Below are 15,691 nucleotides of genomic sequence, written 5' to 3' on the forward strand. Positions count from 1 at the left end.
GGTCATCCGCTTCGACAACCTGACCATGTCGGCCTAGGCGCAGACCATGGACGCGACGGTGAACACCATCCCGCTGGTCTCGGTCTCCGGCCTCAGGGCAAGTCTGGGGCGCGAGGCAGGCGCCCCGGAAATCCTCCGGGGCGTGAGCCTCGACATCGCCCCCGGCGAGATTGTCGGCCTCGTCGGGGAGAGTGGCAGCGGCAAGACGATGACGGCGCTCTCGATGCTCCGCCTGCTGCCGTCAGTCATCGAGGTCACAGCTGGCGCGGTGACCTTCGATGGGAGGGATCTGCTCGCCCTCCGGCCGGGGGAGATGCAGAAGGTGCGCGGCGGCCGGATCGCGATGATCTTCCAGGACGCGGTCCGCCACCTCAATCCGGTGTTCACCGTCGGCCAGCAGCTCGAGGCCGTGATCCGGGCCCATGCCCGGACCAGGCTGAGCAAAGCCGAGATCCGGGCGCAGGCCATCGACCTGCTCAACCAGGTCAAGATCGTCGATCCCGAGAAACGCCTCGACTCCTACCCGCATCAGTTCTCGGGCGGCATGGCGCAGCGCGTGATGATCGCACTGGCACTGTCCGGATCGCCCGATCTGCTGCTCGCCGACGAGCCGACTTCGGCCCTCGACGTCACGGTGCAGGCGGAGATCCTCCTGCTCCTGCGCAGCATCGCGCGCAGCCGCGGCATGTCGATCCTCTTCATCTCGCACAATCTCGGGGCGGTCTGGCAGCTCTGCGACCGAGTCTGCGTCATGTATGCCGGCGAGGTCGTCGAGGACGCGGCGACCGACACCATCGTGCGGCGACCAAAGCACCCCTACACGCGGGCCCTGATCAAGGCGCTCCCCAAGCTCGGGCAGGCGCGGACGCGTCTCGCCAATATTCCGGGCAGCATGCCGGCCCTGTCGAACCTGCCGGGCGGCTGCAGCTTCCATCCGCGCTGCGCCTTCGCCCATGCCGACTGCGCGACCATCAGTCCCGAACTCCGGCTCGTCGACACTCGCCACCTCGCCCGCTGCCGCTATGCGGAAACCACTCCCGCCGTCGAGGAGGTGCAGCCATGACCGGTCCGGTCGACAGGGATGAGGGGGTACGCCGGCCGATTCCGGTTCTCGAGGTCCGGGGCGTCTCCAAGGTGTTCCGCAGCGGCGGGAGTTTTGGCGCCCAGCACATGGTCACCGCCGTGAAGGACGCCTCGTTCGAAATCCGTCCGGGTGAGGCTTTCGGGCTGATCGGAGAATCCGGGTCTGGCAAGTCCACGCTGGGGCGACTGCTGTTGCGACTTGAGGAGCCGACCGCCGGACAGATCATGTTCATGGGAACCGACATCGCCCACCTCACCGGCGTCCAGCTGCGTCGGCTCAGGGCCGGCATGCAGATGGTGTTCCAGGACCCGTTCAACGCCCTCAACCCGAGCATGACCGTCCGCCGGGCGCTGGCCGAGCCGCTGAAAATTCACCGGAAGCTTCGCGGTGCGGCGCTGGATGCCGAGATCGCGCGCCTGCTCGACATAGTGGGGCTTTCCGCCTCGGCGCAGGGTCGGCTGCCGCGCGAATTCTCCGGCGGTCAGCGCCAGCGTATCTGCCTCGCCCGGGCCCTCGCGCTTCAACCGAAACTCATCGTCCTCGACGAGCCGACCTCGGCGCTCGATGTGTCGGTGCAGGCCCAGATCATCAACCTGCTGGTCGATCTCAAGCAGCAGCTCAACCTCACCTACATCTTCATTTCCCACGACCTCTCCGTCATCGGCCAGGTCTGCGACCGGATCGGAGTGATGCGCCGCGGCGAGCTGCTCGAGATCACCAGCCGCGACCAGTTCATCGTTAATCCCGAGACCGAATACGCGCGCAGCTTGCGCGACGCAGTCCCGGAGATCGGCCGTCCGCTTCCCGACTTCGCAGCAGAAAAGGCAGCCTGACATGGCCGTCCTAAGTTACGCGCTCCGCCGCCTCGCCTGGACCATCCCGACGCTGTTCGGCGCGCTGGTCGTCATTTTCTTTCTGACCCAGGCGGTGCCCGGCAATGCCGCGCTGGCCCGCGTCGGGCTCTCCGTCGATCCCGAGACCATTGCAGCGGTCAAGGCCTCGATGGGCATCGACCAGCCCATCCCCGTGCAGTTCTGGATCTACCTGCAGAACATCTTCCATGGCGATCTCGGTCACTCCTGGAAGACGGGCAACGAGGTCACCTTCGATCTTGCGCAGCGCATCCCCGCCACCATTGAACTCGCGCTGCTGACCCTGATCATCACTGTGCCTGTCGGCGTCGCGCTCGGCGTCCTTGCCGCGACCTGGCCCGGCAGCTGGCTCGACCGGACAATCCAGGGCTATGCGCTGCTTGGCATGGGCATCCCGGTATTCTGGCTCGGGATGATGTGCATTTTCGTGTTCTACTTTCTGCTCGGCTGGGTGCCGCCGCCATCGGGGCGGATCGGCATCCTCGACATTGCGCCGCCCTATGTCACCGGCCTCTATACCGTGGACAGCCTCATCGCCGGCAATCTCCAGCTCTTCGGCAGCGTGGTCTCGCGGCTGATCCTGCCGGTCGCTTCACTGGTCTTTGTCTGCGCCGCACCGCTCGTCGTCATGGTCTACAACATCATGGGCGTGCAGTTGCGCAGCGACCACATCCGCGCCGCCACCGCCGCCGGCCTACCGCGCGGCGAAGTGGTCCGTCGCTTCGCCCTCAAGAACATCATGATCCCGGTGCTGACCATGGTCGCGCACCTCTCCCGACTGCTGCTCGGGGGTGCGGTGCTGGTCGAGACCGTGTTCGCCTGGCCGGGCGTCGCCCGCTATGCCGTCGAAAGCATGCAGGTGGCGGACCTCGCTCCGCTGCAGGCGGTGGTGCTGCTCATTACTGGCCTCACCATCGCCATAAATCTCATCGTCGACGTCAGCTATTTCTGGATCGACCCGCGCGTGAAGGTTGCCGCATGACCACCCTCGATCAACCGCTCGCCACACTCGCCGCTCCTGCAGCCCGCAGCAAACCCGCACGGAAGCGCTGGCCGCTGAGTCTGACCGTCGGCGTTGCCATCCTCATCGCCTGGGTGCTCTTCACCATCCTTGTGCCGCCGTTGATCGGGCGAAGCGCCACCGACGTGGTCTATGGCAGCAAGCTGCTTCCGCCATCGCCGCTCAGCTGGTTCGGCACCGATGCTCTGGGGCGCGACCTTCTTGTCCGTACCGCCGTCGCCTTCCGCTACGACATCCTCGTCGCGATGACGAGCGTCCTCGCCGCGGCCGCCATGGGTCTGGTCCTGGGCGCCATCGCGGGCACGGCGCCCGAATGGATCGACAATCTGCTGATGGGGATCACCGACGTGATCTCAGCCTTTCCGAACTTCGTGCTGGCGCTTGCCATGGCGGCGGCCTTCAGCCCGTCGCCGACGACGCTGGTCCTCTCCATCGCCATCGTCTTCATGCCCTATTACGCACGAACCACCAGGGCGGCGATCCTCACCGAGAAAAACAAGCCCTATGCCGATGCGGCGCGTGCGATGGGGCTCCATCCGATACGCATCGTGTTCCTCCATCTGCTGCCCAACAGCGTGCCCTACACCATGACGCTGATCGCCACGGACGTGTCTGGCGCCATCATGGTGACAGCCGGGCTGAGCTTCCTCGGCTTCGGGGTGCAGCCGCCCGATGCCGAATGGGGTCTGATGATCTCGGAAGGCAACAGCTTCATCATCAGCGGTGAGTGGTGGGTGTCGTTCTTCCCCGGCGTCGCGGTGATGTCGCTGATCAGCGCCTTCCTTCTCATCGACCTCGGCATCCGCAAGATTCAGCAAAAGTTCTAGCGCCGGGCCCCCGTCCGGCGTCTGCCGCTCCCCTTTCCACCCACCGAGAGTATCAAGACATGAGCCAGAGCAAGTCCGACATCGCCAGCATGTCGGGAGCGGAGCAGGCGGAGCTGATCCGCACCAGGCAGGCGTCGCCGGTCGAGGTCACCGCGGCCGTCCTCGAGCGCATCCACGCGCTCGAGCCGACGCTCCATGCCTTCTGCACATTGACCGAAGACATCGCGATCGTCGACGCCAGGCGTGCCGAAGAGGCCGTGATGCGCGGCGACGAGCTCGGTCCGCTGCACGGCGTGCCGATCTCGATCAAGGACCTGATCTGCACCAAGGGCATCCGCACGATGTCCGGCTCGAAGGCCTACGAGACCTTCATTCCCGAGGAGGACGACATCGTCGTCGAGCGCGCCAAGGCCGCCGGCGCGGTGATGCTGGGCAAGACCAACGTCGCCGAATTGGGCTATGGCGGCGTCGGCTGGAACATGGTGGCTCCGGTCACCAACAATCCCTGGGACCTCACCAAGACCTCCGGCGGCTCCAGCGCCGGCAGCGCCGCGGCAGTTGCCACCGGCATGGGCTCGCTGACCTTCGGCAGCGACGGTGGCGGCTCGGTGCGTGGTCCCTCGAGCTTCAACAATCTTTTCGGCATGAAGGCCTCGTTCGGCCGCGTGCCGCTCTACCCGGGCTGCCGCGACGAGCGCCATCCCGGCGTCTCCAGCTGGGAGACCATCGAGCATATCGGTCCGATGACCCGCACGGTCGAGGATTCGGCGCTGCTGCTTTCCGTCGTGGTGGGTCCCGACATGCGGGACCGCCACTCGCTGCCGCAGGCCGATTTCGACTGGCTGGGCGTCATCAAGGAACAGTTCAAGGGCAAGAAGATCGCCTACAGCCCGGACTTCGGCTACCCACTGGTCGACAACGAGGTGCGCGAACTCACGGCAAGGGCGGCCAAGGTCTTTGCCGATGACCTCGGCTGCGAAGTGGTCGAGGACACGCCCAAATTCCCCGAGATGGGGGAAGCCTTCTGGGCTATCGTCATGCGCGACAGCGACCTCGTCGGCATGCGCGCGTTCCTGGAGAAGGGGCTGATCCAGATCCCGCACCTCGTCGACGGCCTCCAGCGCAAATGGACCGCCGAGGACTTTTCCGAGGCCAACAAGATCCGGCAGGCGACCGTCAACGTCATGTGGCGGTTCATGCAGAAATACGACCTGCTGCTGTCGCCGGTCTCGGCCCATCCCGCCTTCGATCATGGTCTCTACGGCCCCGCGTCGATCAACGGCACGCCGGTCGGGCGCGGCGACAGCCCGCCCTTCACCTCGGTGTTCAACTGGACCGGCCAGCCGGCCGCCAGCATTCCCGCCGGCTTCACCAAGGCCGGCCTGCCCGTCGGTTTGCAGATCGTCGGCCGTCACCTCGACGACGCCATGGTCATGCGCGCGTCGGCTGCTTACGAACAGGCCGCCCCGTGGAAGCATGTCTGGCCTGAGATCGTCACCAACCTCGCAGCGGCAAAGGCGGCCTGAGCACATTCGGCGCGGCCCTGCCGCCGCGCCGGTCCAGACTCCAAAAGGGCAAGAGACTATGGAATTCCACCGCGCTTCACTCCCCGAAACGATCGCGGCCCTGCGAAGCGGGGAGCTCGACCTCGTCGCCTACATTACCGAAATCATCCGGCGGGTGGAGGCGACGGACGCCGAGATCAGGGCCCTTCTGCCCGAACCTGGACGGCGCGAGCGGCTGCTGGCGGACGCGAGGGCCCTCCTGGAGAAATATCCCGATCCCGCCGGGCGGCCACCGCTGTTCGGCATCCCGGTCGGGGTCAAGGATCTCCTGCATGTCGATGGCATGGAGACCCGGGCCGGCTCGTACCTGCCTCCCGGGCCGCTTACCGGCCCTGAAGGTTCGCTGGTCAGGCAGATCAAAGCCCTGGGGGGCATCATCCTCGGCAAGACCGAGACCGACGAGTTCGCGCATAGCGAACCGCCGGTAACGCGAAATCCGCGCAATCTCAAGCACTCGCCCGGGGGCAGCTCCGCCGGATCGGCAGCGGCGTCGGCCGTCGGCATCTCACCCATCACCATCGGCACCCAAACCTTCCGCTCGATCATCGGTCCCGCCTCATTCTGCGGTACCATGGGTTACAAGCCGAGCTGGAATACCGTTCCCTCCGACGGGGTCGTCTACATGTGCGAGTCGGTCGATACCTTGGGCTTTCTTGCGCAGGACCTGCCCAGCATCGTCACGGCTGCCGAACTGCTCGCCGGAATCGTCCCCACCCCTGGCCTCATGAGGCCGATCCTCGGATTTCCGGTCAATGTCGGCAACGCCGCGCTCACGCCGGACGCCGCCGTCGCACTCGACGCGCAATTGGCGGCGCTGAAGGCTGCGGGCTTCGAGGTCCGGCGTATTCCGGTGTTCAGCGGCGCCTATCTCGCCGAAGCGGGCCGGCAGATCGGCCAGCTCCTCCCCTATGAGATGGTTCGCACCCATCGCGAGTGGTTCCCCAAATACGCACATCTTTACCGCAGCCGCACCCATGACAGCCTCGTCCACGGCCGGCAGGTCACCGACGCCCAGTATGCCGAGGCCAAGGCCTTCCAGGCCGAGCATCGCCGCAAGATCGAGGCGCTGATGGACGACAATGGCATCGACCTCTGGGTGCTGCCCGGCACCAACGGCCCGGCGCCCGAGAACTACTATGTCACAGGCTGGGGCGAACAGACCGCCAGCTGGTCGCTGGCAGGTCTGGCCAGCCTGGTCTTTCCCGCCGGCTTTGCCGACAACGGGTTGCCGCTCGGCCTGCAGTTCATCCCGCGCTACGGGGCGGATGCAGATCTGCTGGCCTGGGCCGCGTTCATCGAGCCGGTGTTCGCCGCGGTCCGGCAGCAGCTCTACCCAGCACCGTGACAGTGTCCGGGGCGCCCCGGACTTGGCGTCATTGCGACCGTCCGCTACTGCTACCGTGGGCAGCCCGCCAAGTTTTAGAGACCCGATCGGCTGAAGAGGAGTGATATTGCAGAACCCCCGGACGAAGCGCGGCCGCACGGTGCGTGTCGAGGATGTCGCGCGCGAGGCTGGTGTCTCGCCGATCACCGTCTCGCGCGCGCTGAACGCCCCCGACAAGGTGCGTCCGGAGACGCGACAGCGCGTTGCGGCAGCCGTGATCAGAACCGGCTATGTCGTCAACTCCATCGCCTCGACGCTCAAGTCCGGGCGTTCGTCGATCGTCACGGTGTTCGTCGCCAACCTGCAGAACCCGCACCTGGCGAGCGCCGTACAGGGAATCGTCGATGCCCTCGAAGGCAGCCGCCTTCGGCTGATGTTTGTCCAAACGGGTTGGGACGGTGAAGTCACACCGGATATCGTCGAGTCCATCGTGCCGTTTCGTCCGGCCGGCATCGTGCTGACCGGCGTAGGCTCGGATCGACCGACCCGCAAGGTGCTGCTGGACCTCGACGTTCCGGTGGTCGAGATCGGTGAACGTTCACATCCGGTCGATATGCTGGTGCAGATCTCATCGTTCGAAGCGGGGCGGCAAATGGGGCAGCATTTTGGGCAGCAGGGATTTTCCCGCATCGCCTTCTGCGGCCATACGCTCGGTCACGGCGCCGAGCGCCTGCGCGGCTTCCGGGAGGGACTTTCCAGTTTCGGTCTCGAACCGCGCCTGGTCCTGCCGATCGAGGGCACCCAGACCTTCGATGATGGGGTGGCTTCGCTGCGGCGCATCCTGATCGGCCTCGATGGTTGCGACGCCATCTTCTACGGCTCCGATGTGCTGGCGTTCGGTGCGTTGATGGAGGCCGGGAATCTCGGAATTGCCGTTCCGGATGCGCTCGCCATCGCCGGCTATGGCGATCTCGATTTCTCCAAGCACCTCAAGCCCTCGCTGACCACCATAAATATCGGCAACTACGACGCCGGCCGACTCGCCGGCGAAATGCTGCGGGCCCGGCTGGACCAGCGCGCCTTGCAGCATCCCATCGCCAACCTCCCCGCCCGCCTCGAGACCCGCCTCAGTACTGCACGATCCAGAACGGCTCAACTGCCGGCAAGCGAGGACGCAAGTGCTGTTCAGTAACGCACTGCCAAGTCCCGCTCGCTGACCGGGGATCGTACCAGCCCAGATGGGGGGCCATGGACCCCTCGCGTCCTACAGCACGTGAACCGGTCCTATGACAGCGAGACGGAGCAACTCTCCCACTTCGGGGCTGTCGAGGCTTGAGACGACGAGCGTGATGGTGTTGGCCGAGGCGCTGAGCGACTGGACGACAAGGCGGCAGGTCGGGCCACGAAAAGCCCGGCTGAGCACACGGGCGTTTGCTGTGTCGGCACTCGCCGCCGTCATCCGCACCTGTTCCGGCCGCAACATGACCCGCACCTTGTCGGCCGGCGCTGACGCATCCGCGGCGATATCGCCGAAGGCGAACTGCGCCCTGCCGTCGACGATGACAGCGTCGAGGATGATGGCCTCGCCGAGAAAGCGCGCAGTGACGGCGTCGCGGGGCTGCAAATAGAGCTGTTGCGGCGTTCCGCTCTGCACCACCGCGCCATCGCGCATCACCACCAGGTGTTCGGCAAAGGACAGTGCCTCGGCCTGGTCGTGGGTCACGAGGATCGTGGTGATGCCGGCGGCGCTCAGGAGTTCGCCGACCATGTCGCGCATGGCTTCGCGCAGGCCGGCGTCGAGGGCGGAGAAGGGTTCGTCGAGCAGCATCAGGCGAGGGCGAAGGGCAAGAGCACGGGCAAGCGCGGCGCGCTGCTGCTGGCCGCCCGACAGTTCATGCGGCCGGCGGTTCATCATTTCGACGGGCAGTTCGACCCGGGCCATCAGCTCGGCGATGCGCTTGTGCCTCTCGGGGTCGCGCCGCGCCAGGCCAAAGCCGATATTGTCGGCAATCGTCAGATGCGGGAAGAGCGCCCCTTCCTGGGAGACGTAGCCGATCCGCCGCTTGTGCGCCGGTACCGCGGTCTTGCCGTCGAGGAGCACCGTCCCCCCCAGGGAAATGCAGCCGGCGTCCGGCATTTCGAAGCCCGCGATCAGCCGCAACAGCGTGGTCTTGCCGCAGCCCGACGGACCGACGATGGCCGTGCGGCTGCCGGCCGGCACTTCGAGGTCGATATTGTCGAGGGCCACGACGCTTCCGTAGCGCTTGCCGAGGCCGTGCAGCGTCAGGATGGTCATGAGCGGGAGATCCGGTCCGCCTCGAGCCGTAAGAGGGCGACCAAAGGCAGGGATAGAACGATCATCAGCAGCGCATAGGGCGCGGCGGAGGAGAAGTCCAGTTCGCTGGTATAGGCCCAGAACCGCGTCGCCAAGGTGCGAGTGCCGTTTGGCGCCAGCATCAGTGTTCCGGTCAGCTCATTGGCGATGCCCAGTGCCACCAGCGCGGCGCTCGCCGCGGCACCGGGAGCGGCAAGGCGCATGGTCGTCGTCAACACCGCCAGCAGCGGCGGCTTGCCGAGGCTCATCGCTGCCCTTTCGAGCTCGACCGGCGCCTGCGCGATGCTGGCCCTGAGCCCGACCAATGCGCGGGGCAGGAACATCAACAGGTAGGCGAGCAGCAGCGTAGCGATCGTCTGGTATAGCGGCAGTGCCACGCGGACCGTGAGGGTGACCAGCGCCAGCGCGACGATCACCCCGGGTAGAGCTCCGACGTAGTAGTGGCACGCTTCGAGCACGCGCTGCAGCCTGCCCGGCGCGCGTACGCTGAGCCATGCCGCGGGGAACGCCGCGATGGTGGTGAGCGCCGCGCCGGCCAGCGCCAGCAGCAAGGTCTGCCCCAGCGCCGGGCCGATCGACTCGAGCCGCCAGATTCCGACGCCGCCGAGGACCAGCCAGCGACCGAGCGCGTAGATCGGGACGCCGAGCGACAGCAGCGCGACAATCAGCGGCAACAGGAGGCTCCATCCGGGAACGCGCCACCGGTTGGGTGCCCGCGCGGCGCCGGAGCCGACCCGGGCGTAGCGCTCGCTCCCGCGCGCCACCCCCTCGATGCCGAGGAACAGGAAGAACAGCAGCACCAGAACGCCGCCGAGCAGGTTGGCTGCCGGTCCGTTATAGACCGACTGGAATTGGTCGACGATCGCCGTCGCGAACGTATCGAAGCGCATCTGCACGAAGAGGCCGTATTCGGCAAGGAGGTGGAGGCCGACCAGCAGCGCACCGCCGCATATGGCGAGGCGCAGTTGCGGCAGGATGACCCTGAGGAAGATCGCGAGCTGCGGCTGTCCGAGCGAGGCGGCCGTGTCCTCGAGGGTCGGATCGAGGCGGCGGAGCTGCGCGGCAACCGGCAGGTAGAGAAACGGGAAGTAGGCCAGCACCGATACCAGCACGGCGCCCCAGAAGCCATTGAGGCTCGAGGCGAAACCGTTCCACGCATAGCTGTGGACGAAGGCGGGCACCGCGAGCGGCGCCACCATCAACCACGACCACAGGCGCGCCAGCGGAAGCGTGCTTCGTTCGGTCAGCCACGCGAGCGCCACCGAAAGCACGATGGCGATGGGCAGGGTGACCAGCTCGAGGAGGAAGGTGTTGACCAGGAGTTCGCCGACGCGGGGCCGGAACACCATCTGGCGCACCGTGTCCCAGCCACTGTCGATCGCGACCCATACAATAAAGCCGAGCGGAACCAGACACAGCAGCGACACCACGACCGAGGCCACCACCATCGGCAGGTGCGGTATGCGACGCGTCCGTCCCACCGATAACATTGCGAGGCTCATCGGCCCGCCTTCCCGTAACAATAACCCCCGCCGGGCGGCCTGGCCGCCGGCGGGGAGACTTCGTGGCGTCTTACAGCAGGCCCGCCGCCGTCATCAGCGCGGCCGCCCTGGCGTTGTCAAGCTGGCTGGGGTTGATCTTGGGTGCCTGCAGATCGGCAATTGGAGTGAGTGCGGCATTGGCCGCCTCGCCGAGGCCGACGGGATACTCAAACGAGGTGCCGTCACGAAGCACGGCCTGCCCGGCCTTGCTGGTCACGAATTTCAGGAAAGCCAGCGCCTGCTCCTTGTGCTTGGATGAGGCCAGCACGCCACCGCCCGAGATCGAGACGAACGCGCCGGGATCCTGGTTCCTGAAATAGTGCAGGTCCACGTTGGCGGTGTTCTCCTTGGTGTTCGCCTGGTCGCCGAACCAGTAGTAGTGATAGATCAGCGCCCCTTCGACTTCGCCGCGGTTGACCCCGGCCATGGCCGCCCGGTTGCCCTTGTAGGGAACGGCGTTCTCCTTCATCGCCTTGAGCCAGGAGACGGTTTTCTCCTCGCCGTTGAGCGCCAGATAGGCGGCGACGATCGCCTGGAAGTCGGCGCCACCGGGCGAAGCGGCCCAGCGGCCCTTCCAGCTCGGATCGGCGAGGTCGTTCATCGACTTGGGCAGCGTGTCGGCAGTCAGCTTGGTCTTGTCGTAGGCAAACACGGTCGAGCGGGCCGCGATGCCGGTCCAGTGACCGTTTTCAGGACGGAACTCGGGCGGCACCTGGTCGAGCATATCGGCGGGGAGCGGCTCGAACAGGCCGGCATTGTCGACCAGCACCATGGCCGGAGAATTCTCGGTGAGGAACACATCGGCTGGCGAGTTGGCGCCCTCCTGCACGATCTGGTTGCCGATCTCGAGATCGCTGCCCTGTCGCAGGGTCACCGGGATGCCGGTCTGCTTGGTGAAGGCGTCGATCCATTCCTGGGTCAGGCTCTCATGCTGAGCGTTGTAGACGGTGATGCCGTTGTCCTCGGCGAACGCAGAGACGGAACTGGCGGCGAGGGCCACGCCAACGGCCAGGACCCTGGCCAGGCGGGAGACTGAGAATTGCATTGTTGCCTCGTGTTGAGCGTCCTTCGTCGGACGGGCAAGCGGGGATTACTGAATCATGAGTATCATTGTCAACTTAAAACTCGGCCTTGGCTGGCGCCCCTGGACGTCGCTTCCGACGAGCGATTTGTGCTTCTTTTGAACTTTTAGTGCCTGCGAACTGTTGAGGGGTGGAACAGCCGACGAAAACGCGACCACACCCTTAACAATTCCGCCCCAAGGTGTGCACAAGGGCAGCAACACAGATCGGTAGACACCATGGCATCGCAATCTTGGGTCGTCCTCGTCGTCGAGGATGAAACGCTGATCCGGATGGGGATTGCGGGCGAGCTGGCGGACGAGGGGTTCACCGTGTTCGAGGCGGCAAATGCCGATGCCGCCCTCGTGCTCCTGCAGGCGGAGGCGAGCATCAACCTGCTTCTTACCGATATCGACATGCCCGGATCGATGGATGGCCTCAAGCTCGCGGCCGCCGTGCGGAACCGCTGGCCACCGGTGAAGATCATCGTGGCCTCCGGGCAGATCAGGATCCTGGAAGTGGATTTGCCGGAAGGCGGACGCTTCTTCCCCAAGCCCTATCTGGGCTCCGCAGTGGCAGCTGCCTTTCGTGACATGGCCGCATTGCAACTGAGTCCGATTTAGCCGCTGTTCCCGGCTTCATCTGTGCTAGGCTAGCTGGCTGATCGACATGTGGATCGGTCAATTTCATTTTCTCCACGACCAGCACTACGCCGGGTATGGCTTTCGCTCCGCGAGCCTCCGGCCCCGAGGGCCATGCAATGGCTGCTCTTTCGCTTCCTCCTGAAATCGCAAACGGCCTAGCATTGGCGATCGTCGCCTCCTCCAGCGCGCCCATGCTCTTGCTCGATGGCCACCTGAAACTCCTCGCGGCCAGCGCGTCGTTCTGTGATGCCTTCCAGATCGCTCCCGCCAGCGTGCCGGGCCAACAACTGGCGTCGCTGGGCTCGGGCGAATGGGACCTGCCTCAGGTCGCATCGCTGCTACGCGCAACGGTCTCCGGCGATGCGGCAATCGAGGCCTACGAGATCGACTATGTGCGCGACGACGGCCCCGTCCGTCGCCTGGTGCTCAATGCCCAGAAGCTTGACTTCGCGGACGGCACGAAACTCTACGTCCTGCTGTCGATTTCCGACGTCACCGAAGCCCGGCTCATCGAAAAGGTCAAGGAAGACCTGGTGCGGGAAAAGGCGGTGCTTCTGCAGGAACTCCAGCACCGTGTCGCCAACAGCCTGCAGATCATTGCCAGTGTGCTGATGCAGAGTGCCCGCACGGTTCAGTCCGATGAGACCCGCGGCTACCTTCGCGACGCCCACCACCGGATCATGTCGGTGGCATCGGTGCAGCGACAACTGGCGGTGACGAGACAGGGGCGCGTCGAGCTCCGGCCCTATTTCACCGAACTCTGCGCCAGCATCGGCGCCTCGATGATCCGCGATCGCACGAAGGTTACTCTCGACGTCGATATCGACAATAGCTCGGTCGCAGCAGAAGCGTCGGTCAGTCTGGGACTGATCGTCACCGAACTCGTAATCAATGCCCTGAAGCACGCGTTCCCCAACGGCCGCGACGGAAAGATCCTGGTCCGCTACGCCGTCGAGGGGCCGGCTTGGGCCCTGACGGTCAGCGACGATGGTGCCGGAATGTCGCCCGACAAGAAAACGGCGAAGGCGGGTCTCGGAACCAGCATCGTCGAGGCCCTTACCGCCCAGCTGGGTGGCGACCTCAACCTTTCGTCGAGTTCGAACGGAACCAAGGTGGTGATCACGAAGAAAGTCGCCACAGCAGCGCGCGAGCCCGAACTGCGCGCGGTCTAGGCAAGAGGAGTACGCTCATGGCCGACCCTGTCTCCGTCTCGAAGCACGGTTCAAAATCGATCGGTGAGGATCGCCTGCGAGATGCCGATGCCGCGGCTCGTGCGGCCAAGGGCCTGCCTCCGGTCGAGCCGCCGGAGGACGACAGCCGCAGCAGCGGCCAGGGCAAGGAGGGCGCCACGCCCAAGCCTTAGCGCGGTCACTCGCCAAGTTCCCCGGCCTTTGATGTGAAGTGACATGTCAAATGCATTAGCCACCTTGGGCGTCGCGTGACATAGTGCGATGAGGCCGGACGAGCAGATGCCCTGCGGGCACCGTCGTCGCTGCATCCGGGCGTTTCACGAGCGCATTGAGCCTGCCAGTCGCCGTCCGGTGGATGGTCACCCTTTCGCGCCGAGTAACATGACAGATTTATCCGCAATTCGAACCGCGCTGGTCGTGGAGACGAACTATCTCATCGCCTCGGTCATCGAGGCCCCGCTGGTCCAGACCGGCTACGACGTGCTGATCGCCACCACTCCCGAGGAGGCGTTTCTCCACCTCGCCGAGCGCCCGGTGCATCTCGCCCTGATCGATTTTCGCCTGCAACATGGCGGTCCCAACGGACTGGTGGCCAGGCTGCAGGCAAGGGGCGTCCCGTACATGTTCTGCACTGCCGCCAGCACCGAAGAGGTGGTCCAGCACTTTCCCGGTGCGCGGATTGTAGCGAAGCCCTTCAGCGACCAGGAACTATTGGCCGCTGTAGAGCTTGCGCTGGCATCGGGCTGGGCGGCCTCGGCTGCTCCAGCGGAGTCGGGACCGGTCAGTTAGGCTGCCACCTCCCTCCCGTCCGCCGCCGGCAATCCCAAACCCGGCTCATACCCGGCGAGATGGCTGCCGGGCTGCAAATCGAGGCCGATTGATGGACCTGCGCCGGTACATCATCCGCTCCAGGGTTGCATCCTTCAGGACATAATGGTGGACCAGCGCTGCCATGGCGTGGCCGGCGGCAAGAATGACTATGGCCCACGCCATCCACTCGTGAAGGTTCTGAACCAGGTGCTCGAGTTGCCGGTTCCTGGCGATCAGTTCGGGTATGGAGAACAGGTTGAAGAATGGGATCCCCTCACCTCCTGCCCATTGCAGCACGAAACCTGTCACCACCTGGGCCGCAAGCAGGGCGTAGAGGATTATGTACATCGCGCGGGAGAGGATGCCGGGAAGGCCGGCTTCCGCCGGCAAGCGCCGCGCGCCGGTCAATTGCCATATGATCCTACCCAGGATGGCGAGGGCAAAGAGTATGCCCAGCGACACATGGGTGGATTCAAGGATTGGTCGCCAGAACCGGTTATGGGGTGTCACGTAGTTCCACACGAGGAAGGTGCCGGATTGCGTCACCACGAACAGTACCGTCAGCCAGTGGAAGACCAGGGTCGGCGTGTCGTAGTGAAGCATCAGCGCCGCCCGGGGGGAGGCGGTCTCGTCGATTTGAGACATGGTGCCTCCTCTCTTTTGAGCCGCTGTTGAAATCGCTGCAGCAACCCTCGGAAGCTATCGGCCCCTGATCGTCCGCTCCAGTCTACGCATGTGCTTGGAACTGACACGTAGGTCTCAGGCGCTCATCCCTTGGTTCGGCCAGAGAGGGTTGGAACTCGGCAAAATCGCCGCACTCGCAGCAGCGGCGAGAAAGCATTTCGGCGGGCCTTTAGGAACACTCGCAGGCTGAAGGTCCGCGGCAGCGGGGTACGTGAAGGCCACGTTGTTCAGGCGGGCCGCCAAATGGGAGCCGACCATGGCCGCCACCGAACATTACCGGCCGAAACATCGTCTCGGACTTGGCGGGGTGCCGATCGGCAATGCCTTCCAAGTCGTGACCGACGAAGAAGCGCAGGAGACCCTGGAAGCGGCGTGGGCCACCGGTATCCGCTACTATGACGTGGCGCCTTGGTACGGCCTCGGCCTTGCCGAACGCCGCTATGGCCATTTCCTCCACAACCAGCAGCGCGATGACTATGTCCTCTCGACCAAGGTCGGCCGGTTGCTCAAGGCCTCGCCGGATGCCCCCACACAGCTCCGGGCCAATTTCTCGGCGGCGCCGAACGAGGTGATCTACGACTATTCAGGACCGGCGGTGCGGCGGGCCCTCGAGGACAGCCTGCAGCGGCTCGGAATCGAGCGCATCGACATCGCCTTCGTCCATGATCTCTCCCCCGACAACAAGGACTTGGCCTGCGGATGGGAGCATCATTTCGAGATCGCGCGACAGGTC

General features: G+C 65.2%; 16 protein-coding genes. 12 read left to right on the forward strand and 4 right to left on the reverse strand.

The genetic code is table 11. The features are described from left to right. Nucleotides 1-46 precede the first annotated feature (46 nt). The 7 genes from JWQ89_RS15045 (at nt 47) to JWQ89_RS15075 (ending at nt 7,885) form a co-directional block, all read left to right on the forward strand. Complete coding sequence (locus JWQ89_RS15045) at nt 47-1,063, forward strand: ABC transporter ATP-binding protein (RefSeq protein WP_299642300.1); 1,017 nt, start codon at nt 47-49, stop codon at nt 1,061-1,063. Next, the gene (locus tag JWQ89_RS15050) at nt 1,060-1,917 is read left to right on the forward strand and encodes an ATP-binding cassette domain-containing protein (RefSeq protein WP_299642302.1); all 858 of its coding nucleotides are present in this window, start codon (nt 1,060-1,062) and stop codon (nt 1,915-1,917) included. The genes JWQ89_RS15045 and JWQ89_RS15050 overlap by 4 nt, the downstream gene beginning before the upstream one ends. A 1-nt stretch (nt 1,918) precedes the next feature. Continuing rightward, nucleotides 1,919-2,938 (forward strand): ABC transporter permease, encoded by a 1,020-nt coding sequence (locus JWQ89_RS15055; RefSeq protein ID WP_299642304.1) that lies wholly within the window; start codon nt 1,919-1,921, stop codon nt 2,936-2,938. Further along, nucleotides 2,935-3,804, forward strand: a complete 870-nt coding sequence (locus JWQ89_RS15060; RefSeq protein ID WP_299642305.1) for an ABC transporter permease — start codon at nt 2,935-2,937, stop codon at nt 3,802-3,804. The genes JWQ89_RS15055 and JWQ89_RS15060 overlap by 4 nt, the downstream gene beginning before the upstream one ends. 59 nt (nt 3,805-3,863) lie before the next feature. Continuing rightward, entirely contained in the window at nt 3,864-5,330 is a 1,467-nt protein-coding gene (locus JWQ89_RS15065; RefSeq protein ID WP_299642306.1) for an amidase, read from the forward strand. A gap of 58 nt (nt 5,331-5,388) precedes the next feature. Continuing rightward, complete coding sequence (locus tag JWQ89_RS15070; protein ID WP_299642307.1) at nt 5,389-6,714, forward strand: amidase; 1,326 nt, start codon at nt 5,389-5,391, stop codon at nt 6,712-6,714. Nucleotides 6,715-6,820: 106 nt separating this feature from the next. Further along, entirely contained in the window at nt 6,821-7,885 is a 1,065-nt protein-coding gene (locus JWQ89_RS15075) for a LacI family DNA-binding transcriptional regulator (protein ID WP_299642309.1), read from the forward strand. 72 nt (nt 7,886-7,957) lie between these two features. On the opposite strand, the gene JWQ89_RS15080 is transcribed toward JWQ89_RS15075, so the two are convergent. The 3 genes from JWQ89_RS15080 to JWQ89_RS15090 all read right to left on the reverse strand — a co-directional run bounded on the left by JWQ89_RS15080 (nt 7,958) and on the right by JWQ89_RS15090 (nt 11,614). Further along, nucleotides 7,958-8,989 (reverse strand): ABC transporter ATP-binding protein, encoded by a 1,032-nt coding sequence (locus tag JWQ89_RS15080; protein ID WP_299642310.1) that lies wholly within the window; start codon nt 8,987-8,989, stop codon nt 7,958-7,960. Further along, the gene (locus tag JWQ89_RS15085; RefSeq protein ID WP_299642311.1) at nt 8,986-10,530 is read right to left on the reverse strand and encodes an iron ABC transporter permease; all 1,545 of its coding nucleotides are present in this window, start codon (nt 10,528-10,530) and stop codon (nt 8,986-8,988) included. Before JWQ89_RS15085 ends, JWQ89_RS15080 begins: the two co-directional genes overlap by 4 nt. Before the next feature lie 70 nt (nt 10,531-10,600). Next, on the reverse strand, nt 10,601-11,614 hold the full coding sequence (locus JWQ89_RS15090; RefSeq protein ID WP_299642312.1) for an iron ABC transporter substrate-binding protein: 1,014 nt from the start codon (nt 11,612-11,614) through the stop codon (nt 10,601-10,603). Nucleotides 11,615-11,869: 255 nt separating this feature from the next. Here JWQ89_RS15090 and JWQ89_RS15095 point away from each other — a divergent pair, with 255 nt between their 5' ends. The 4 genes from JWQ89_RS15095 (at nt 11,870) to JWQ89_RS15110 (ending at nt 14,253) form a co-directional block, all read left to right on the forward strand. After that, nucleotides 11,870-12,253, forward strand: coding sequence for a response regulator (locus JWQ89_RS15095; protein WP_299642314.1), 384 nt, complete (start codon nt 11,870-11,872; stop codon nt 12,251-12,253). Nucleotides 12,254-12,390: 137 nt separating this feature from the next. Next, on the forward strand, nt 12,391-13,446 hold the full coding sequence (locus JWQ89_RS15100; protein WP_299642315.1) for a histidine kinase dimerization/phosphoacceptor domain -containing protein: 1,056 nt from the start codon (nt 12,391-12,393) through the stop codon (nt 13,444-13,446). Between the two features lie 17 nt (nt 13,447-13,463). Continuing rightward, entirely contained in the window at nt 13,464-13,637 is a 174-nt protein-coding gene (locus JWQ89_RS15105; RefSeq protein ID WP_299642317.1) for a hypothetical protein, read from the forward strand. A gap of 208 nt (nt 13,638-13,845) precedes the next feature. Next, nucleotides 13,846-14,253, forward strand: a complete 408-nt coding sequence (locus JWQ89_RS15110) for a response regulator (RefSeq protein WP_299642318.1) — start codon at nt 13,846-13,848, stop codon at nt 14,251-14,253. A gap of 45 nt (nt 14,254-14,298) precedes the next feature. On the opposite strand, the gene JWQ89_RS15115 is transcribed toward JWQ89_RS15110, so the two are convergent. Further along, entirely contained in the window at nt 14,299-14,919 is a 621-nt protein-coding gene (locus tag JWQ89_RS15115) for a cytochrome b (protein ID WP_299642320.1), read from the reverse strand. Nucleotides 14,920-15,214: 295 nt separating this feature from the next. On the opposite strand from JWQ89_RS15115, the gene JWQ89_RS15120 reads away from it, so the two are divergent. After that, nucleotides 15,215-15,691, forward strand: a 477-nt coding sequence (locus tag JWQ89_RS15120) for an aldo/keto reductase (RefSeq protein ID WP_299642321.1), incomplete at its 3' end; no start/stop codon positions are given.

Source organism: Devosia sp. (assembly GCF_028290645.1).
In the GTDB taxonomy this organism is placed as follows: Bacteria; Pseudomonadota; Alphaproteobacteria; order Rhizobiales; family Devosiaceae; genus Devosia_A.